The sequence below is a fragment of the Methylobacterium tarhaniae genome, assembly GCF_001043955.1.
Taxonomy (GTDB): Bacteria; Pseudomonadota; Alphaproteobacteria; order Rhizobiales; family Beijerinckiaceae; genus Methylobacterium; species Methylobacterium tarhaniae.
On sequence record NZ_LABZ01000282.1, the window covers coordinates 13,295 to 33,518 of the forward strand.

Consider the following 20,224-nt stretch of genomic DNA (forward strand, 5'->3'; position numbering starts at 1 on the left):
GCCGGCTTCGTTTCCCGCGAGCGAACCCACGACCTCTGTATCATCCCGGGCGCCGCTGTCGCGGCCCCGGGATGAACCTGGGCGCGGGTGGTCGTCGCGACATGTCCGGTCGCGCGACTGATCAAGCAAGTCCCAGTCTATCACTCTCCCTTGACTGTTGTACGCGCCGGCGCACACTCCCCGAACCGCGCCGATCCTACGAGCGCGCGACAACGGGAGGAAGACCATGCTGACGCGCCGCGGTTTTGCGGGGTTCGCCTCGTGCGCGATCTGCAGCCTGACCGGCTTTCTCGCTACCGATGCCGGGGCGCAGACGCCGCCCGCCGCCACGCCGGGGGTGAAGCGCAAGATGCTGGGACAGACGGAAGGGCCTGCCCCCGGCTACGTCACCATCACGGCCGAGGTCGAGATCGAGGCCGGCGTGCTGGTCGGCCGCCACACCCATCCGGGAATCGAATCGGGCTACGTCATCGAGGGCGAGATCGAGCTGCCGATCGAGGGCCAGCCGACCCGCGTCCTCAAGGCCGGCGACGGCTTCCAGGTGCCGCCGGGCGTGCCGCATGGCGGGGCCAAGAGCGGGGCGAAGCCGGTGCGCCTCGTCAGCACCTACATCGTCGAGAAGGGCAAGCCGCTGGCCTCGCCGGCGTGAGGCGCCGTCTGGCTGCGGCGGAGCCGGTGGGGTAGGGGTTGGGCCCGCCGTCCCGCTCATTCCCGCCGCATGTCGCTCAGCCCTCTCGTCGCAATCCCCCTCGCCGCGGCCCTGTCGGCCGGGCTGATCGTCGCCTTACGGCCGCTGCTCCAGCGCTACGCCCTCGCGCGGCCGAACGCCCGGTCGAGCCACCGTGTGCCGACCCCGCAGGGCGGCGGCATCGCGGTGGTGGCCGCCGCCCTCGCGGTCCTGTTCGGGCTGGGCGGAGGGCTGGGGAGCGACGTCGCGGCCCTGGCCGTGGGTACGCTCGCCCTGGCGCTCGTCGGCGCCGTCGACGACATCCGGCCCCTGTCGGTGAGGATGCGCCTGCCGCTCCAGGCCGCGTCCGTGGTCCTGGTGCTCACCGCCGCCGGCGGGCAGCTGGTGCCCGAGCTGCCGCTGTGGTTCGAGCGTGGCCTCGCGGTCCTGGCCGGCCTGTGGTTCGTCAACCTCGTGAACTTCATGGACGGGCTCGACTGGATGACGGTGGCCGAGATGGTGCCCCTGCTCGGCGCCCTCGTGGCCTTCGGCCTCGCCGGATCTCTGCCCGCTCCGGCGGCCCTGGTGGCCGGGGCGCTTCTCGGCGGGCTTCTCGGCTTCGCGCCGTTCAACCGGCCGGTGGCGAAGCTCTTCCTCGGCGATGTCGGCTCGCTGCCGGTCGGGCTCCTCGTCGCCTGGCTGCTCTACCGGCTGGCGGGGGAGGGAGGCCTGACTGCCGCGATCCTGCTGCCGCTCTACTACCTCGCCGACGCCACCCTGACCCTCGGGCGACGGGCGCTCGCCGGCGAGGCGGTCTGGCAGGCCCATCGCAGCCACTTCTACCAGCGCGCCACGGCCAACGGCCGCTCCGTGCCCTTCGTAGTCGGGGCGGTCTTCGCCCTGAATCTCGCCCTGGCGCTCCTCGCCGCCGCAACGCTGGCCGCTCCGGGCTGGGCGACCTCCTCCGTCGCTCTCCTCCTCGGCGCGGGCCTCGTCGCCGGCCTGCTCCGGCTCTTCTCCCTGCCCGCCGTCAGGAATGTCGCCGCATGACCGCTCCCCTCGTCGCCCTCACCGGCTCGACCGGCTTCATCGGCCGGCATCTCCTGGCGGCCCTGACCGCCCGGGGCTACCGGGTGCGGGTGCTGCTGCGCCGGCCGGTGGAGCTGCCGCCGGGCATCAGCAGCGCGGTGGTGGGCGACCTCGCCCGGCCGCAGAACATGGCGGCGGCTTTGTCCGGGGCCGACGCCGTGGTCCACTCGGCCGGTCTCGCCCACGCGATGTCGGGGGCGCCGGAGGACGATTACCGGACCTTCAACACGGAGGCGACCCGCGGCCTCGCCCAGGCGGCGGCCCGTGCGCGGGTGCGCCGCTTCGTCTTCCTGTCCTCGATCCGGGCCCAGAGCGGACCATCCGCCGCCGGAATCCTCACCGAGTCCGAGATTCCGGCGCCGACCGATCCCTATGGCCGCTCGAAGCTCGCCGCCGAGGAGGCCCTGGCGGGCATCGACATCGATTACGTGTCCCTGCGGCCGGTGCTGGTCTACGGGCCCGGCCAGAAGGGCAACATGGCGGCGCTGATGCGGCTCGCCGGCGCCCCCTATCCGCTCCCCCTCGGGGGGCTCACCGGGCGGCGCTCCCTGGTCTCGGTCGAATCGTTGAGCGATGCCGTCGACGCGGTGCTCAGGGCGCCCGGTCCGCTGCGCCGGCCGTTGATCGTCAGCGAGGCCGAGCCGTTGCGCGTGCCGGAGATGATCGCGTCCCTGCGTGCCGGCCTCGGCCGGGGGCCGGGCCTAGTGCCGGTGCCGCAAGCCCTTCTCGAGGCGGCCTTGAGGCTCACCGGGCGCAGCGAATTGCGCGAGCGCCTGGCCGGCTCCCTCGTCGTCCGCGCGGCGGGCCTGGAGGCATTGGGATGGACCGCGCCGATCGAGACGCGACGCGGTCTCGCGGCCTTGGCCCGGGCCGGCGGCTGAGCGCCGACCCGAATCGACGCGGAGGGATCAATCCTCGGCGTCGTCCTCCTCGTCGCTCTGGCGAATGCCGTAGCGGTTCTCGAGGTTCGCGGCGGCGCGCGGCGCACGCTCTCCGAGGTCGCGGGCGTCGCGCGGCCCGTCGGGGCCGAGGGCGCGGGGCTGGCGCGGCGGGCGGTCGCCCTGGTCGCGGCCGATGCGCGGGATCAGCTGCACGATGTCGACGAAGTCGTCGGCCTGGCGGCGCAGCTCGTCGGCGACCATCGGCGGCTGGGTCTGCACCGTCGAGACCACGGTCACCCGGACGCCGCGGCGCTGCATCGCCGCCACCAGGGGCCGGAAGTCGCCGTCGCCGGAGAACAGCACCATGTGGTCGATATAGGGGCTCAGCTCCATGGCATCGATCGTCAGCTCGATGTCCATGTTGCCCTTGACCTTGCGCCGGCCGGTCGAGTCGGTGAACTCCTTCACCGGCTTGGTCACGACGCGGTAGCCGTTATAGTCGAGCCAGTCGATCAGGGGGCGGATCGAGGAATATTCCTGGTCCTCGACCAGGGCCGTGTAATAGAAGGCGCGAACGAGATTCTCGCGCGCACGGAAGTCGGCCAGGAGCTTGCGGTAGTCGATATCGAAGCCGAGGGCCTTCGTAGTGGCGTAGATGTTGGCGCCGTCGATGAACAGGGCGCTGCGGGGTGGAACGGGCATCCGTTATCCTTGAGACGCGCGGTACGGCCGCACGGAAAAAAAATGACTTGCGAGAAAAGCCGCTACGAGCAGAGCACTGCCCCCTCGAGTATCAGGGTCGGAGGCAATCAGCGCGGGTGCCGCACACCGGACAGCGGCCGCAATAGCCGCAGCTAAGAACGCGCCGCCGCGTCTGTCAAGGCACGGCAGCGCGGGAGGGGATAAGCCGGATGGCCGAAATCGCGAGACGCGATCCTCGGCCGATGCCGCCTTCAGGCGCCCGGCAGGGCGCGGCTGCCGGGCTTCACCGCGGGAATCGCGGCCAGTTCGGGCGGCAGCTGGTCGGCGGGGTAGTTCGGGATGTCGAGGGTGACGAGGGCGACGAGGGGCAGGCCGAGATCGACCTTGCCGCCCGACCGGTCGATCAGGCAGGCCGCGCCCACCACCTCGCCGGGCTCGGAGGTCAGCGCCGCCAGGCATTCGCGCGAGGACAGGCCGGTGGTGACGATGTCCTCGACCATCACCGCGCGGGCGCCCTTCGGGATCTGGAAGCCGCGGCGCAGGGAGAACGGCTTGCCCGGGTCGCGCTCGACGAAGATCGCCTTGGCGCCGAGCGCCCGGGCGGTCTCGTAGCCCGGCACGATGCCGCCGATCGCCGGCGAGACGACGTAGTCGACCTGCCCGAAGCGATCCGCGATCCGCTCGGCCAAGGCCCCGCAGACCCGCGCGGTGCGCACCGGATCGGTGAAGATCGCCATCTTCTGCAGGAACACCGCGCTGTGCAGGCCCGAGGAGAGCACGAAATGGCCCTCGAGCAGGGCGCCGGCGGAGCGGAATTCGGCGAGGACGTCGTCGGAGGTCATGGCAGCCTTCAGTGGTCGTTGGAGCGGCACTGAGCCGGGGCTTGTGGCAGCGAGCCGGCCCCGGTGCAATCCTATCCGTTCACCCGATCCACCCGGCTCACCACGCGCTTGGCCCGCAGCTCCGACACGATGGCGTTGAGGTGCTTCAGGTCCCACACCGCAAGATCGATGGTGACGTCGGTGAAGTCCTGGGTCCGCCGCTTCATCGAGATGTTGTCGATGTTGCCGTCGTGGTCGGCGATCACCTGGGCGATCTGGGCGAAGCTGCCCGGCTCGTTGATCGATTGCAGGGCGAGGCGGGCCGGGAAGCGCTGGTTGGAAGCGCCGTCCACGTCCCAGCGCACGTCGAGCCACAGATCGGGCTCGTTGTCGAAGGCGGCGAGCGCCGGCGACTGGATCGGGTAGATGGTCACGCCCTCGCCTGGCGTGAGGATGCCGACGATGCGGTCCCCCGGCACCGCGCCGCCATCGGGGGCGAAGCGCACCGGCAAGTCGCGGTCGAGGCCGCGGATCGGGATCCCGCCCTCCTCCGGCCCGCCCTTGCCGGCGCCGGGCTTGCCGGGCCAGGTCAGGCGCACCGTCTGGTCCTTGTCGAGGGACAGGCGCCCGGCACCGTTGACGTGGGGCCGCGGCTGGCCCGGCGTGGCGGCCGGGCTCGCCGCGCCGCGGCGCTCGTCCTTGTAGTCGGGATAGACCGCCTTCACGACGTCGCCGGAGAACATCTCGCCGCGGCCCACCGCCGCGAAGACGTCCTCGGTCGATTGGCGGGCGAGGCGGGGCAGGGCGCCGCGCAGCTTCTCGTCGGAGAAGTTCTTGCCCGCCCGCTCGAAGGCGCGATCGAGGATCTGGCGGCCCAAGCCCGCATATTGCCGGCGCACCGCCGAGCGGGTGGCCCGCCGGATCGCCGCCCGGGCCTTGCCGGTGACGACGAGGGATTCCCAGGCCGCCGGCGGGGTCTGGCCGTCGGCCCGCGCGATCTCGACCTCGTCGCCGTTCTGCAATTCGGTGAGGAGGGGCGCGATGCGGCCGTTGATCTTGGCGCCGACGGCGGTGTTGCCGACATCGGTATGGACCGCGTAGGCGAAGTCGATCGGCGTCGCGCCGCGGGGCAGGGCGATCAGCCTTCCCTTCGGGGTGAAGCAGAAGACCTGGTCCTGGAACAGCTCGAGCTTGGTGTGCTCCAGGAACTCCTCCGGGCTGTCGCCCTCGGCCAGGAGCTCGATGGTCCGGCGCAGCCACTGATAGGCGCCGCTCTCGGTGGCGAGGTGCGGCGCGCCGTCCTTGTAGAGGGCGTGCGCGGCGATGCCGTACTCGCCGATCTCGTCCATCTCCGTGGTGCGGATCTGGAGCTCGACGCGCTGGCTCTTCGGCCCGATGACGGTCGTGTGGATCGACCGGTAATCGTTCTGCTTCGGGGTCGAGATGTAGTCCTTGTAGCGCCCCGGCACCATCGGCCAGGTGGTGTGGACGACACCGAGCGCCCGGTAGCAGGTGTCGACCTCGTCGACGATCACCCGGAAGCCGAAGATGTCGGACAGTTGCTCGAAGGCGACCGACTTGCGCTCCATCTTGCTCCAGATCGAGTAGGGGCGCTTCTGCCGCCCCTTCACGGTGGCGGCGATGCCGGCATTGGCGAGCTTGGCGACGAGGTCGCGCTCGATGCTCTCGACCAGCCGCTCGGACTTGGCCGAGAGGTCGGCGAGCCGCTTGGCGATCGTGGCGTAGACGTCGGGCTTCAGGTTGACGAAGGAGAGGTCTTCCAGCTCCTCGCGCAGCTCCTGCATGCCCATGCGGCTCGCCAGCGGCGCGTAGATGTCGAGGGTCTCCTGGGCGATGCGGGCGCGCTTCTCCGCCGGCATGTGCTGCAGGGTGCGCATGTTGTGCAGCCGGTCGGCGAGCTTGACCAGCAGCACCCGCACGTCGGCCGCGATGGCGAGCAGCAGCTTGCGGAAGTTCTCGCCCTGCGCGGCGCGCTTCGAGACCAGGTCGAGGCGCTTGATCTTGGTCAGGCCGTCGACGAGCTTGCCGATCTCGGGGGTGAACACCCGGTTGATCTCGTCGAGGGTGGCGGCCGTATCCTCGACGGTGTCGTGCAGCACCGCCGCCACGATGGTGGCGTCGTCGAGCCGCAGGTCGGTGAGGATGGCGGCCACCTCGAGCGGATGGGCGAAGAACGGGTCCCCCGAGGCGCGCTTCTGCGTGCCGTGCGCCCGCATCGCGTAGATGTAGGCCCGGTTCAGCAGCGCCTCGTCGGCGCCGGGATTATAGGCCTTGACCCGCTCGACGAGCTCGTACTGGCGCATCATCCGCCGTTGGTCTCCTTGGGCGCGCGAGAGCGCCGGCAGGGCCGGCGCGGAGGCGTCGCGGCGTGCCGGAACGAACCGGGTGCGCTGAACGCCGACGACGCTTGTGGAGGTCCGGGGGGCACTATCGAGCCGAACGCGCAGCCGCGCCAGCCCCTAAACGTCGCGCCAGCCCCGAACCGGGGGATGGCGAGGGATGAATCCGGGCCACGCCCTCGTGCCATGGTCGAACCCGGTCATGAAAAAACCCGGCCTTCCGGCCGGGTTCGGTTCGCGTCCCGCGCAGGCGCGGCGGCCGGAGGCTCAGTCGCCCTCTTCTTCGGTCTCTGTCGGGGGAGCGAGGTTCTCGAGGCCGCGCAGCAGGTCCTCCTCGCTCATCCGGTCGAACTGCACGTCGCCGTCGTCGCCGGAGGATTGAGGCGCCACCGCCGCGGCGGCGGGCGAGCTGGAGAGCAGCGGCACGGTCTCGGCCTCCGGCTCGTCGACCTCGACGTATTTCTGCAGCGAGTGGATCAGCTGCTCCTTGAGGTCGTCCGGCGTGATGGTCTCGTCGGCGATCTCGCGCAGGGCCACGACCGGGTTCTTGTCGCGGTCGCGGTCGATGGTGAGCGGGGCGCCGGAGGAGAGCAGGCGGGCCCGGTGGCCGGCCAGCAGCACCAGCTCGAAGCGGTTTTCGACCTTGTCGATGCAGTCCTCAACGGTGACGCGAGCCATGCGCGACCCCTTCCTTGGTCATACGAAACATCTCGGGATTCCGCCTCCCTACACGAGATGCCGTTTTGCAACAAGCTTCTGCGCCGCCGCGACCTTCGCCTCTGCCCGGACCCCGTATCCATCGAGGCACGTCGTGCCGTATCGTCCACAGCCTGAAGTGGAGCTACCCGCTTTGCACACGCCGCCTGACAGTCGCGGGAGACGACGAGGCGGGAGCGACAAGGGAGGGTCCGATGACCAACCGTCTGAGCCGGCGCCACCTGCTCGGCTGCGGCTGCACCCTGGGCGCGGCCATCGTCGCCACCGCGGCGATGCAGCCCGGCCTCGCCCTCGCGGTGGCACCGTCGAGCAAGCGCACCACGATGACGCCCGACCAGGCGCTCGAGGCGCTCAAGGAGGGCAACCGGCAGTTCAAGACCGACAGCCCGGTGCGCGCCGTCCAGGGCCGCGAGCGCCGCATCGAGATCGCCCTGGGCCAGACGCCGTTCTGCGTGCTGGTGAGTTGCTCGGATTCCCGCGTCTCGCCCGAGATCCTGTTCGGCCGCGGCCTCGGCGAATTGTTCATCGTGCGCAATGCCGGCAACACCGTCGACACCACGGCCCTCGGTTCGATCGAATACGCGGTGAGCAAGCTCGGCGTGCCGTTGATCCTGGTGATGGGCCACAGCCGCTGCGGCGCCGTCGAGGCGGCGGTGGACGTGGTGACGAACAACACGGTCTATCCGGGCGCCATCGGCCAGATGATCGAGCCGATCGTCCCCGCGGTGCTGGGCGTGCGCGACAAGGGCGGCGACCTCGTCGAGAACGCCGTGCGGGCGAATGTCGGCCGGGTGGTGCGGCGCCTGCGCACCGCCTCCGACCCGGAGCTTCTCACGCCTTTGGCCGAGAGGAGGCTCCGGATCGTCGGGGCCGCCTACAGCCTCGATACCGGCGAGGTCGACTTCTTCGACGAAGCCTGACGCCGCCGGAGGCCGGCGCCCGATTTTTTTACGGTCCGGCCACGCTTGACTAGCGGCGGCGGCTCTGCGACTGGCGCCGCCCAATCGCTGCGTCCCGCAGCCGCATCGCCATCCCAGGGCAGGAAGCATCCCGCACGTGTCGCGCGCCTTCATCTTTCCGGGCCAGGGCAGCCAGGCCGTCGGCATGGGCTCCGGCCTTGCCCAGGATCACGCCGCCGCCCGGGCGGTCTTCGCCGAGGTCGACGAGGCCCTGGGGCAGAACCTCTCCCGCCTGATGTTCGAGGGACCGGCCGAGGAGCTGACGCTCACCGCCAACGCCCAGCCGGCCCTGATGGCGTCGAGCATTGCGGTGCTGCGGGTGCTCGAGGCCGAGCGCGGCCTCGACCTCGCCCGGGACGTCGCGTACGTCGCCGGCCACTCGCTCGGCGAGTACAGCGCGCTCGCCGCCGCCGGCAGCCTGTCCCTCGCCGATGCGGCGCGCCTCCTGCGCCTGCGCGGCGACGCGATGCAAAAGGCGGTGCCGGTCGGCTCCGGCGCCATGGCGGCGCTTCTCGGCCTCAACGTCGAGGCGGCGACGGCCGTCGCCGCGGAGGCCCGTGAGGGCGATGTCTGCGACGTCGCCAACGACAACGGCGCCGGCCAGGTGGTGGTGTCGGGCCACCGCGCCGCCGTCGAGCGGGCGGTCGCCCTGGCCCAGGGCCGCGGCGCCAAGCGGGCCGTGATGCTGAACGTCTCCGCTCCCTTCCATTGCAGCCTGATGGCGCCCGCCGCCGAGGCGATGCGCGAAGCGCTGTCCGCCGTGGACCTGCGCCCCGCCGCCGTCCCGGTGATGGCCAACGTGCTCGCCGCCCCGCTGCGCGAGCCGGCGGCGATCCGCGACGCCCTGGTCGAGCAGGTCACCGGCACCGTGCGCTGGCGCGAATGCGTCGCCGCCATGGCCGCCGCCGGAGTCGATACCTTCTACGAGATCGGGACCGGCAAGGTGCTGTCGGGCCTCGTCAAGCGCATCGCGGCGGGGACGAGCGCCACGCCGGTCGGCACCTCGGCCGAGGTCGCGGCCTTCACGCTCTGAGAAAGTGACCAGCATGTTCGATCTCAGCGGCCGCAAGGCCCTCGTCACCGGCGCCACCGGCGGCCTCGGCGGCGCCATCGCCCGGGCCCTGCACGCCCAGGGCGCCCATGTGGCGGTCTCGGGCACCCGGCGCGAGGCCCTGGAGGCGCTCGCGGGCGAGCTCGGCGAGCGCGTCCACATCCTCGAGGCCAACCTGGCCGACACGGCGGCGGTGGAGGCCCTGGTGCCGGCGGCGGAAGCGGCTTTGGGCGGGCTCGACGTGCTGGTCAACAATGCCGGCATCACCCGCGACAACCTCTTCCTGCGCATGAAGGACGAGGAATGGGACAGCGTGATCGCCGTGAACCTGACGGCGGCCTTCCGGCTGTCGCGGGCGGCGGTGAAGGGCATGATGAAGCGCCGCTACGGCCGCATCGTCAATGTCGGCTCGGTGGTCGGCGCCACCGGCAATGCCGGCCAGGGCAACTACGCCGCCGCCAAGGCCGGCCTCGTCGGCCTCACCAAGGCGCTGGCCGCCGAGGTCGCGAGCCGCAAGATCACCGTCAACTGCATCGCGCCGGGCTTCATCACCTCGCCGATGACCGACGTGCTGAACGAGAAGCAGCGCGAGGGCATCCTCGCCACGGTGCCGATGGGGCGCTTGGGCGAGGGCGCCGAGATCGCCGCGGCGGCGGTCTATCTCGCCTCCGACGAGGCGGCCTACGTCACCGGGCACACCTTGCACGTCAATGGCGGCATGGCGATGTTCTAGGCGGCGTCGCAGGGCGCTCCGGACACATTCCCCAGGCGAAAGGCACGGTTTCTTAACCGGAGCTGAAGCGGGCCTCGCCAGGGCGAAATCCCTGTGTTAAGCACCCGCCGGCCGTGCAAGGGGATTGACGGACCGGCCGTCCGCGGCTTTTCCACGACATGCGCGACCGGTGCGCCGGCCGCATCACGAACTCTCCCCGGGGCTCCGCCCGCACGCGGCGGCTCCGAACAGTTCCACGAGCAGTAACTTAAGGACCTATACGATGAGCGATATCGCGGACCGGGTGAAGAAGATCGTCGTCGATCACCTGGGCGTCGAGCCCGAGAAGGTGACCCCGAACGCGAACTTCATCGACGATCTGGGCGCCGACAGCCTCGACACGGTCGAGCTGGTGATGGCGTTCGAGGAGGAGTTCAACGTCGAGATCCCGGACGACGCCGCCGAGACGATCCAGACGGTCGGCGACGCCATCAAGTTCCTCGAGAAGAACTCCGGCTGATCGCCGGCTTCGTCTTCGCCTGAAAGGTAGTACGCTTCCGTCATGGGATCGGGTCGGGATAACGCGATGCGTCGAGTCGTCGTCACGGGCCTCGGGATGGTGTCGCCGCTGGGCAGCAGCGTCGACGTCACGTGGAGCCGCCTCATCGAGGGGCAAAGCGGTGCCGCCCGCGTCGAGGCCTTCGACGTGTCGGATCTGGCGTGCAAGATCGCCTGCTCGATCCCCCTCGGCGACGGCAGCGACGGGACCTTCAATCCCGACAAGTGGATGGAAGCCAAGGAGCAGCGCAAGGTCGATCCCTTCATCGTCTACGCGATGGCGGCGGCCGGCCAGGCGCTCGACGACGCCGACTGGCACCCGACCTCGCACGAGGATCAGTGCGCCACCGGCGTCCTCATCGGCTCCGGCATCGGCGGCATCGGCGGCATCTACGATGCCTCGGTGACGCTGTTCGAGAAGGGGCCGCGGCGGATCTCGCCGTTCTTCATCCCGGGCCGGATCATCAACCTGGCCTCCGGCCAGGTCTCGATCGCCCACGGCCTGAAAGGCCCGAACCACGCCGTGGTGACGGCCTGCTCCACCGGCGCCCACGCCATCGGCGACGCGGCGCGCCTCGTCGCGCTCGGCGATGCCGACGTGATGCTGGCCGGCGGCGCCGAATCGCCGATCAACCGGCTCTCGCTCGCGGGCTTCGCCGCCTGCCGGGCGCTCTCCACCGGCTTCAACGACGAGCCGCAGCGCGCCTCCCGCCCCTACGACCGCGACCGCGACGGGTTCGTGATGGGCGAGGGCGCCGGCGTGGTGGTGCTCGAGGAATACGAGCACGCCAAGGCCCGCGGCGCCAAGGTCTACGCCGAGGTGATCGGCTACGGCCTCTCGGGCGACGCCTACCACATCACCTCGCCCTCGCCGGACGGCGACGGCGCCTTCCGCTGCATGAGCGCGGCGGTGAAGCGCGCCGGGATCGCCCCGTCCGAGATCGACTACATCAACGCCCACGGCACCTCGACCCCGCTCGGCGACGAGTTGGAGCTGAAGGCCGTCGAGCGCCTGCTCGGCAACGCCACCGACGTGGCGATGTCCTCGACCAAGTCCGCCACCGGCCACCTGCTCGGTGCCGCCGGCGCCATCGAGGCGATCTTCTCCGTGCTCGCCATCCGCGACGGCGTCGTGCCGCCGACCCTCAACCTCGACAACCCGTCGGTCGAGACCGCGATCGACCTCGTGCCGCACAAGGCGCAGAAGCGGAAGGTCGATGTCGCGCTGTCGAACTCCTTCGGCTTCGGCGGCACCAACGCCTCGCTGATCCTGCGGCGGGTCTAAAAGTCCCGGCTCATCGGGCCGCAACCGCGTCCATACCCTCCTGGTCATCCCCGGTGCCGCGCAGCGGAGCCCGGGATCCAGACCCGCCGGTGGTGGAGAGCGACCGGGACGCGGCCGCTCCTTCCCGAAACACCTGAGTGTCTGGATTCCGGGCTCCGCTTTGCGGCCCCGGAACGACCAGGAGGGTGTGAATCCGGATCGGAGCGAGCCGGATACCGGCTGAATCCACCCCGTGCAGCCATCCAAAGCTCCTCTCGCCTGTGCGGAGGGGCTTTCTCGCATCGGGCTTCCCGTGCGCATCGGCTCCATTTCGCCATAAAACTTGCTAGGGTCTCGGTCGCTTTCCGCCCCATCGGGCCGGCACGCGCGTCCACCGGCCGGTTCCCCGGACGCGCCACGACAGGACCGCCATGTTTCGCAGATCGAAGACCCAGGACCCGGCGCCGAGCGCGCCGGAGCCGGTCAGCCCGCCCAACCGGCTCGCCCCGCGCAGCCCGAGCGAGGCCATCAAGCCCACCGCGGCTCCGCCCCCGCCCGAGAAGCCGGTGCGCGAGCGCGGCGGCCTGCTCTCCGCGGTGAGCGGCTTCCTGACCCTCTTCGTCATCCTGGGGCTCGGTGCGATCCTGGGCCTCGTCGTGCTGGAGCGCCAGACCAACGAGGCCGGGCCGCTCCAGGCCGACAAGGTCGTGGTCGTGCCTCGCTCCAGCGTCGGCGAGATGGCGGATCTGCTCAAGCGCGAGGGCGTGATCGCGCATCCGATGCTGTTCGAGCTCACCGCCCGCTTCGGCCGAAAAGCAGCGCTCAAGGCCGGCGAATACAACTTCAAGGCCCATTCCAGCATCGACGACGTGGTCGACGTCCTGGTCCAGGGCCGGTCGGTGCAGCACGCCATCACCTTCCCGGAAGGCTTGACGAGCGAGCAGATCGTCGCCCGCCTCAACGACAACGACATCCTGACCGGCGACATCAGCGAGACCCCGCCGGAAGGCTCGCTCCTGCCCGACACCTACAAGTTCGAGCGGGGTGACTCCCGTCAGAAGATCATCAACCTGATGCGCACCAAGCAGCGCGAGGTCCTGAGTCAGATCTGGGCCCGCCGCTCGCCCGACGTGCCGGTGCGCACGCCCCAGGAGATGGTCACGCTCGCCTCCATCGTCGAGAAGGAGACCGGCCGGGCCGACGAGCGCCCGCGGGTCGCCGGCGTGTTCGTCAACCGCCTGCAGAAGCGCATGAGGCTGCAATCGGACCCGACCATCGTGTACGGGCTGGTCGGCGGGCGCGGCACCCTCGGTCGCGGCATCCTGCGCTCCGAGATCGACCGGGTGACGCCCTACAACACCTACGCGATCGAGGGCCTGCCGCCGGGGCCGATCGCCAATCCGGGCCGGGCCGCCCTGGAGGCGGTGGCGAACCCGTCCCGCACCAAGGAGCTGTTCTTCGTCGCCGACGGCACCGGCGGCCACGTCTTCGCCGAGACCCTGGAGGCCCACAACCGCAACGTCGCCCGCTGGCGCCAGGTCGAGAAGGCGAAGGCCGCCGCCGACCCGGGCTCGGCGGTCGGCGTCGACAAGGTGGAGCCGCCGCCGCAGGCCGATCCCTCGGCCTTGCCCTCGCGCACCAGCCTGCCGGGCGCCCCGCTCGCCTATGACGGCAGCGATCCGAACGGGACGCGCTCGCGCGCCTTCGACGCGTCGGAGGGGACCGCCCGCGATCCGCTGCGCAACAAGACGTTCGACCTCAACTCGCCCAAGACCGTGCCGGTCCTTTCTCAGCCGAAGTCGGCGCCCGCGTCGCGCAACCCGTAGAGCGTCCGATGTCCATCGCCAGCATGACCGGCTTCGCCCGCGAGGCCGGATCCACGGGACCCGCTCACTGGGCCTGGGAACTCAAGAGCGTCAACGGTCGCGGGCTGGAGGTCAGGGTCCGGGTTCCGGCCGGCCTCGATTCCATCGGCGAGGAGGCCCGCACCCTGGTGCAGAAGCGCCTCGGCCGCGGCACCTGTCACCTCACCCTGACCCTGTCGCGGGCCGAGGCCGCACCGCGGGTCCGCATCAACGAGGCGCTCCTCGCCTCCCTCGCCGAGGCGGTGACCCGGGTGCCGATGCCGCTCGGCATCACGCTGCCCTCCGTCGACGGGCTTCTCGGGATCCGAGGCGTGGTCGAGGTCGATGAGGAGACGGCCGACGACGAGGCCCTGCGGCACGACCTCGCGGCGGCCGCCGCCCGTCTGGTCGACTCCCTCGTGGAGGGGCGCCGCGCGGAAGGGCGGGCGCTCGCCGACATCGTCGGCGGCCAGCTCGTCGCCATGGCGGATCACGTCGAGGCCGCGGAGGCCTGCCCGGCCCGCCGGCCGGAGGCGGTGAAGGCGCGTCTTTCCGCGCAGGTCGCTGGCCTGATCGAGGCCGGCAGCCTCGATCAGGCCCGGCTGCACCAGGAGGCGGTGCTGCTCGCCGCGCGAGCCGACGTGCGCGAGGAGATCGACCGCCTGCGCGCGCATCTTTCCGCCGCACGCGACCTCCTCGCCGCCGGCGGCGCCGTCGGGCGCCGGCTCGACTTCCTGGCCCAGGAGCTCGGTCGCGAGGCCAACACCCTCTGCGCCAAGGCCAACGACGTCTCGCTCTCCCGCATCGGCCTCGACCTCAAGGCGGTGGTCGAGCAGTTCCGCGAGCAGGTTCAGAACGTCGAGTAGGGGATATTTGTCCCCGCCCCGTCGCCATCTCCCCGGTTGCGCCCTCGCCGGGCCGGCGTCATTGGAACGGGTCTGAGTGGAAAGCCGGGACGGACGGGCATAGTGGGCGGTTCGGGCCCGTCCCTGCCGGCGAAAGGATGATGCAACGCGATGGTGTCGAACGTGGGCTCCGAACTCCTGGCCGCACCGGTGGCGCGCCGGGGCCTGGTGCTGATCCTTTCCTCGCCCTCGGGCGCGGGCAAGACCACCCTGACCCGCGCCCTGGCCCAGCGGCCCGAATGGGGTCTCGAACTCTCCGTCTCGGTCACCACCCGGGCGCGCCGCCCGTCCGAGATCGACGGCCAGCACTATCGCTTCATCGACCGGGACGCCTTCGAGCGCCTGCGCGAGCGCGACGACCTGCTCGAATGGGCCGAGGTGCACGGCAACTTCTACGGGACCCCCCGGAGCCCGGTGGAAAAGGCGCTGGCGGCCGGCCGGGACATGATCTTCGACATCGACTACCAGGGCACCCGGCAGGTGCGGGGCAAGCTGCGCGACGACGTCGTCACCATCTTCATCCTGCCGCCCAGCATGATCGAACTGCGCCGCCGCCTTGAGCGCCGCGCCGAGGATTCCGCCGAGACGATCGAGCGCCGCCTGCTCAACGCCCGGACCGAGATCGAGCGCTGGTCGGAATACGACTACGTGCTGGTCAACGACGACCTCGATCGCTCGTTCAAGACCCTGGAGGCGATCCTCGCCGCCGAGCACCTGCGCCGCGAGCGCCAGGTCGGCCTCGCCGGCTTCGTCAGCGGCCTCCTCGCCGAGGGGCAGGATCCCGCGGCAGCGGCCCCGAAAGCCTGACGCACGGGAACGAATCGCCCGCGATGCAAGTTGCCGGGTGGTCCACCCCGTGACGTCGCCGCTCGTGCCGCGCCGGGCAGCCCGAGGAAGTGAGCGATGCGTGAACTGGCCTGCGACGTGGCGGTCATCGGGGCCGGCACGGCCGGGATCGCGGCGCATGCCGCGGCCACCAAGGCAGGCGCGCGCGCAGTCCTGATCGAGCGGGGTCCCGGCGGGACCACCTGCGCCCGAGTCGGCTGCATGCCCTCGAAGCTCCTCATCGAGGCGGCTCGCGCCGCACATGACGCGCGCGGGACCGGTCCGTTCGGCGTCGCAGCCGGCGAAGTGCGCGTCGACGGCGCGGCCGTGATGAACCGCGTGCGGCACTTGCGCGACGACTTCGTCGCCTCGGTCCGCGAGGGGCTCGACCGCATTCCCGCCAAGTTGCGCGTCTCCGGCACGGCCCGCTTCCGCGATCCGACCACGCTCCTCGTCGACGATCACACCCGGATCAGCGCCGGCGCGGTGGTGGTTGCCACGGGCTCGTCCCCCAGCCTGCCGCCACCCCTGCGCCCGGTCGCCGACCGCATCCTCACCACCGACACCCTGTTCGAGCTGGAGACCCTGCCGGACTCCCTCGCCGTTCTGGGCGCCGGCCCCGTCGGGCTCGAACTGGCCCAAGCCCTGGCCCGTCTCGGCGTGCGGGTGACACTGCTGGATCCCGCCGGTGCCGTCGGCGGTGCCCGCGACCCCGAGATCGCGAGCTGCGCCGCCGACCTGATCGGCGGGGAATTCTCGTTGCGCCTCGGGGCCACCGTCGAGACCGCCGAGGCCGTCGATGACGGGATACGTCTCGCGTGGCGGCTCGATTCGGGTGAGCAGGCGAGCGGCACCTTCGCCCGCGTCCTCGCCGCGGCCGGGCGTCCGCCCAACCTCTCCGACCTCGACCTCGATGCCGCCGGGGTCGCGCTCGACGAGGATGGACTGCCGGACTTCAACCCGCGCACGCTCCAGTGCGGCACCGCGCCGATCTTCATCGCGGGCGATGCCAACCAGGAACATCCGGTGCTGCACGAGGCCCAGCGCCAGGGCTGGATCGCCGGCGGCAACGCCGCGCGCTTCCCCCAGGTCGAGGCACCGCCCCCCTGGCCGGCCTTCGCCCTGGTCTTCACCGATCCGCAGATCGCCGCGATCGGCCGGGCCTTCGACGAGGAAGCGGCCGGAGACTGGGTCATCGGCGAGGCGTCCTTCGCCGACCAGGGCCGCGCCCGCGCGATGGACCGGGCTGCGGGCCTGATCCGGGTCTATGCGGAACCCGATGGCCGGCTCACCGGCGCGGCGATGGTCGGGCCGGGGATCGAGCACCTCGCTCACATCATGGTGATCGCGATACAGGAATCTTGGACGGCCGCGACCTTCCTCGACCGGCCCTTCTATCACCCGACCCTCGAGGAGGGGCTGCAAAGCGCCGTCAAGGCGGTGGCCGAGCGCACCGGGGGCACCCGGTGACGGGGCGAGGGCCGGCGTCCTGACGACCGTGCGTTGCGGTTCCGTTCAGGGTAGGAAGTCGTTAAGGTGCCCGACCCGTCGCCGGAGGCGCGGCCCGACCGGGCCATCGATTCGCTGGAAACATCGTGACCTTGCCCGACCCGCCGACGGTTCCGACGATCGATCTCGACGCGCTGGCACTGCACGACCTCGACGGTCTGCGCCAGGGCGTGATTCAGATCGACGGGCGCGGCGTCATCCACCGCTACAACCGCACCGAGAGCGACTTCTCCGGTCGCCGGCCCGAGCGGGTGATCGGCCGCAATTTCTTCACCGACGTCGCTCCCTGCACCCATCTGCCGCATTTCTACGGACGCTTCCGCGAAGGGGTGCGCCGCGGTCATCTCGATCAGACCTTTTCCTTCGTCTACGGCTTCGATCCACGGCCGATGCAGGTGCGGATCACCCTGCGCCAGGCAGCCGAGCCCGACCGCTACTGGATCATCACCGAGCCGGTTGAGGCGCTGGAGCACGGCCACCGCCGCGAGGCGGTGCAGGCGGCGGTGAGCCAGCGGGTGCGGGCCGAGCCGGTCGATCCGAGCCTGTGCGAGCAGGAGCCGATCCACATCCCCGGGGCGATCCAGCCCCACGCCGTCCTGGTCGCGGCCGATGTCGGTACCCTGGCCGTGGTGGCCTGCAGCGGCAACGTGCGCGACGCCCTCGACCGCGACCCGCTCGGCCTCGACCTCGTCGCCCTGCTCGGGGCGGAGGTCGCCTGCAGGATCCGCGAGAGCCTGCAGGGCGAGGCGGTCGATCCCGGCCGCATCGTGCGCCAGCGCGTGGTGCTGCCCTCCGCCGCCCTGCCGGTCGAGGTCGTGGCCCACCGCAACGGCGACCGCATCATCGTCGAGCTCGAACTGGCGCCGGCCCGTCCGGAGGATTTCCGCTCCGCGAGCCAGCTCGACACCGAGCTCGCGATCAGCCGCCTGCGCGGCGCCGGCACGCTGGAGGACGCCGCCGCGGTGGCGGCCCGCGAGACCCGGGCGCTGACCGGGTTCGATTGCGTCCTGGTCTACCGCTTCGATCCGGATTGGAACGGGGCCGCGATCGCCGAGGACAAGGATCCATCCTGGACCCGGAGCCTGTTCGGCCTGCGCTTTCCCGCCTCCGACATCCCGGCCCAGGCTCGCGCCCTCTACACCCGCTCGAAGAGCCGCTTCGTCATCGACCGCGACTACGTGCCGGTGCCCCTGGTGGCGACGCCGGCGACCGCGAACGCTCCCATCGACCTCACCTTCGCACAGGCGCGCAGCCTGTCGCCGATCCACCTGGAGTACCAGCGCAATCTCGGCGTGAACGGGTCGATGTCGGTCTCGATCATGGTCGAGGGACGGTTGTGGGGGCTGATGATCGGCCATCACCGCCGGCCGCACTACGTCGCGCCGGAGACCCGCGCCGCCGCCACGGTGCTCGCCGACGCCTTCGCCATGCGGGTCTACGAGCTGGAAAGCCGGCGCCTGTGGCAGGAGCAGCAGGCCCATCTCGCCCTCGAGAGCGAGTTGGTGCGCGAGCTTGCCCGCTCCGACGATTTCGTCAGCGCGCTGACCGAGAACACCCATACCCTGCTCGACCTGTTCGACGCCGGCGGCGCCGCGACGGTGTCGAACGATGCCGTGCGACGCCTCGGCGCGACCCCGCCGCCCGATGCGATCCTGGCGATCGCCGCCTGGCTGCGCAGCACCCTGCCGGCCAACCGGACCAGCTACGCCACGGCCGAATTCGCCGCCGCCCACCCTCCGAGCGCGCCCTACGCCGAATGTGCCAGCGGCCTGCTCGCGGTCTTCGTCGATTCGGAGCGGCGTCACCTGCTCCTGTGGTTTCGGCCCGAAGTACCGAGCACGGTGACCTGGGGCGGCGATCCGCGCAAACCCGTTCTCGCCGGCAGCGGCCCGGTGGCGGTGCTGCCGCGGCGCTCGTTCGAGCGCTGGGTCGAGGAGCGTCGCGGCGTCTCGGAGCCGTTCGCGTCTTGGCAGATCGGCATCGCCGAGGCCCTGGCCCAGGCCGTCGAGGGGGTGGTGCTGCGCCAGCAGCGCAAGATCGCCGAGCTGACCGGGCTCCTCGCCGACAAGGAGCGTCTTCTGGCCCAGAAGGACCTTCTCACCCGCGAGATCGACCATAGGGTCAAGAACTCGCTCCAGATCGTCTCGGCCTTCCTGCAGATGCAGCGGCGCCAAGTCACCGATCCGGCCTCGAAATCCGCTTTCGCCGAGACGGCGGCCCGGGTGATGAGCGTGGCGCGGGTCCACGACAGCCTCTACCAGGCCGAAAGCGTCGAGGAGGTCGATCTCGGCCAGACGATCGAGAATCTCTGCGCCGACCTCGCCGGCATGGCGGGGGAGGGGCATGCCGTCGATCTCGACGCCGAGCCCGGCCTGATGGTGCCCTATCGCAAGGCCGTGGCCCTCTCCCTGATCGCGACGGAGCTCATCACCAATGCCTTCAAGTACGCCTTCGGGGAGGCCGGCGGGCGCGTCGCCGTGCGCGTCGCGGGCGAATCCGAAGGGCGGGTGCGGCTCTCGGTCTGCGACGATGGCAAGGGTTTGCCGACCGATTGGCCCGACGTTCCAGCCCGAGGCACGGGCCTGGGCATGAAGCTCATCCGCGCGATGCTCGACCAGATCAATGCCCGGCTCGAGGTCGAGAACCGCCCCGGCGCCTGCTTCACGGTCACCGCGTGAGCGACATCCTGGAGCGCCTGCGCGCGGAAACCCGGGAGGCGCACGAGGCGATCGAGCGCGATCTTGCCTGGGAGAACCGCGTCGCGACCCTCGCCGGTTATCGCGTGCTGCTCGCCCGGTTCTGGGGGTTCCACGCCGTGCTGGAGCCGGCTCTCGCTGCGGCCCTGGGCGACGATGCCTTCTTCGAACCGCGCCGGCGCCTCGCGCATCTCGCCGCCGACCTGCGCGTCCTCGGCCTCGACGAAGGGGCGATCCAGGCGCTGCCGCGCCCGCGCCTCGCCCTGCCGCGCGACCAGGCCGAGGCTTTCGGCGCCCTCTACGTCCTCGAAGGATCGACCCTCGGAGGGCAGGTCATCGCCAAGCATATCGGGCGCCGGCTCGGGCTCACCGCGGCGAGCGGTTGCCGCTACTACGCCGCGCATGGCCGCGACACCGGCACGATGTGGAAGGCCTTCCGCCTGCGCCTCGCCGCGGAGGCCCTGCAGGGAGAGACGGATGCCCTCGTCGCCTCGGCGATCGGCACGTTCGACGCCATGCGGCTCTGGCTTTGCACTGCGCCCGTACCAGCCCTCGTGCCATTCGCGGACGGGGAGGGGAGAGAGCCTGTCGCGAAAGTTTCGCAGAGGGGTTGACGGGTCCGGGAGCGGCCCGTATATCCCAGCCCATCGGCGCCGGCCGCTCC

The 20,224-nt window shown here is 71.1% G+C and carries 18 protein-coding genes; 14 read left to right on the top strand and 4 right to left on the bottom strand.

The annotated features are described in order from the left end of the window. Positions 1 to 226: 226 nt before the first annotated feature. The 3 genes from VQ03_RS28685 to VQ03_RS28695 all read left to right on the top strand — a co-directional run bounded on the left by VQ03_RS28685 (position 227) and on the right by VQ03_RS28695 (position 2,637). Positions 227 to 649 (top strand): cupin domain-containing protein, encoded by a 423-nt coding sequence (locus VQ03_RS28685; RefSeq protein WP_048454333.1) that lies wholly within the window; start codon positions 227 to 229, stop codon positions 647 to 649. Positions 650 to 718: 69 nt separating this feature from the next. Then, a complete protein-coding gene (locus tag VQ03_RS28690) occupies positions 719 to 1,717 on the top strand; it encodes an MraY family glycosyltransferase (protein WP_048454334.1) in 999 nt (332 codons plus the stop codon). Then, a complete protein-coding gene (locus VQ03_RS28695) occupies positions 1,714 to 2,637 on the top strand; it encodes an NAD-dependent epimerase/dehydratase family protein (RefSeq protein ID WP_048454335.1) in 924 nt (307 codons plus the stop codon). The genes VQ03_RS28690 and VQ03_RS28695 overlap by 4 nt, the downstream gene beginning before the upstream one ends. 27 nt (positions 2,638 to 2,664) lie before the next feature. Here VQ03_RS28695 and VQ03_RS28700 read toward each other — a convergent pair whose 3' ends face one another. The 4 genes from VQ03_RS28700 to rpoZ form a co-directional block, all read right to left on the bottom strand. Next, complete coding sequence (locus VQ03_RS28700) at positions 2,665 to 3,339, bottom strand: LabA-like NYN domain-containing protein (RefSeq protein ID WP_048454336.1); 675 nt, start codon at positions 3,337 to 3,339, stop codon at positions 2,665 to 2,667. Positions 3,340 to 3,590: 251 nt separating this feature from the next. Further along, positions 3,591 to 4,181: an orotate phosphoribosyltransferase gene (gene pyrE, locus VQ03_RS28705; protein ID WP_048454337.1), complete on the bottom strand. Its 591-nt coding sequence runs from the start codon at positions 4,179 to 4,181 to the stop codon at positions 3,591 to 3,593. A gap of 71 nt (positions 4,182 to 4,252) precedes the next feature. After that, positions 4,253 to 6,487, bottom strand: a complete 2,235-nt coding sequence (locus VQ03_RS28710) for a RelA/SpoT family protein (protein ID WP_048454338.1) — start codon at positions 6,485 to 6,487, stop codon at positions 4,253 to 4,255. 300 nt (positions 6,488 to 6,787) lie between these two features. Then, the gene (gene rpoZ, locus VQ03_RS28715) at positions 6,788 to 7,198 is read right to left on the bottom strand and encodes a DNA-directed RNA polymerase subunit omega (RefSeq protein ID WP_048454339.1); all 411 of its coding nucleotides are present in this window, start codon (positions 7,196 to 7,198) and stop codon (positions 6,788 to 6,790) included. Between the two features lie 233 nt (positions 7,199 to 7,431). On the opposite strand from rpoZ, the gene VQ03_RS28720 reads away from it, so the two are divergent. From VQ03_RS28720 to VQ03_RS28770, 11 genes are all read left to right on the top strand, one after another. Further along, positions 7,432 to 8,157 carry a carbonic anhydrase gene (locus VQ03_RS28720; protein WP_048454340.1) on the top strand — a complete coding sequence of 242 codons (726 nt, stop codon included), beginning with the start codon at positions 7,432 to 7,434 and terminating at the stop codon, positions 8,155 to 8,157. A 136-nt stretch (positions 8,158 to 8,293) separates the two neighbouring features. Beyond that, the gene (fabD, locus tag VQ03_RS28725; protein ID WP_048454341.1) at positions 8,294 to 9,229 is read left to right on the top strand and encodes an ACP S-malonyltransferase; all 936 of its coding nucleotides are present in this window, start codon (positions 8,294 to 8,296) and stop codon (positions 9,227 to 9,229) included. Between the two features lie 13 nt (positions 9,230 to 9,242). Further along, entirely contained in the window at positions 9,243 to 9,980 is a 738-nt protein-coding gene (gene fabG / locus VQ03_RS28730; RefSeq protein WP_048454342.1) for a 3-oxoacyl-[acyl-carrier-protein] reductase, read from the top strand. 262 nt (positions 9,981 to 10,242) lie between these two features. Beyond that, positions 10,243 to 10,479, top strand: coding sequence for an acyl carrier protein (locus tag VQ03_RS28735; RefSeq protein ID WP_048448006.1), 237 nt, complete (start codon positions 10,243 to 10,245; stop codon positions 10,477 to 10,479). A gap of 66 nt (positions 10,480 to 10,545) precedes the next feature. Beyond that, complete coding sequence (gene fabF / locus VQ03_RS28740) at positions 10,546 to 11,802, top strand: beta-ketoacyl-ACP synthase II (protein ID WP_048454343.1); 1,257 nt, start codon at positions 10,546 to 10,548, stop codon at positions 11,800 to 11,802. A gap of 410 nt (positions 11,803 to 12,212) precedes the next feature. Continuing rightward, positions 12,213 to 13,607, top strand: a complete 1,395-nt coding sequence (gene mltG / locus VQ03_RS28745; protein ID WP_048454344.1) for an endolytic transglycosylase MltG — start codon at positions 12,213 to 12,215, stop codon at positions 13,605 to 13,607. Positions 13,608 to 13,615: 8 nt separating this feature from the next. Then, entirely contained in the window at positions 13,616 to 14,491 is an 876-nt protein-coding gene (locus VQ03_RS28750) for a YicC/YloC family endoribonuclease (protein WP_048454345.1), read from the top strand. Positions 14,492 to 14,641: 150 nt separating this feature from the next. Then, positions 14,642 to 15,337, top strand: coding sequence for a guanylate kinase (gene gmk / locus VQ03_RS28755; RefSeq protein WP_048454346.1), 696 nt, complete (start codon positions 14,642 to 14,644; stop codon positions 15,335 to 15,337). A gap of 96 nt (positions 15,338 to 15,433) precedes the next feature. Continuing rightward, positions 15,434 to 16,825, top strand: a complete 1,392-nt coding sequence (locus VQ03_RS28760; protein WP_048454347.1) for a dihydrolipoyl dehydrogenase — start codon at positions 15,434 to 15,436, stop codon at positions 16,823 to 16,825. Between the two features lie 131 nt (positions 16,826 to 16,956). Further along, positions 16,957 to 19,542, top strand: coding sequence for a histidine kinase dimerization/phosphoacceptor domain -containing protein (locus VQ03_RS28765; protein WP_048454351.1), 2,586 nt, complete (start codon positions 16,957 to 16,959; stop codon positions 19,540 to 19,542). Next, complete coding sequence (locus VQ03_RS28770; protein WP_048454348.1) at positions 19,539 to 20,174, top strand: biliverdin-producing heme oxygenase; 636 nt, start codon at positions 19,539 to 19,541, stop codon at positions 20,172 to 20,174. Before VQ03_RS28765 ends, VQ03_RS28770 begins: the two co-directional genes overlap by 4 nt. The last annotated feature ends 50 nt before the right edge of the window (positions 20,175 to 20,224 follow it).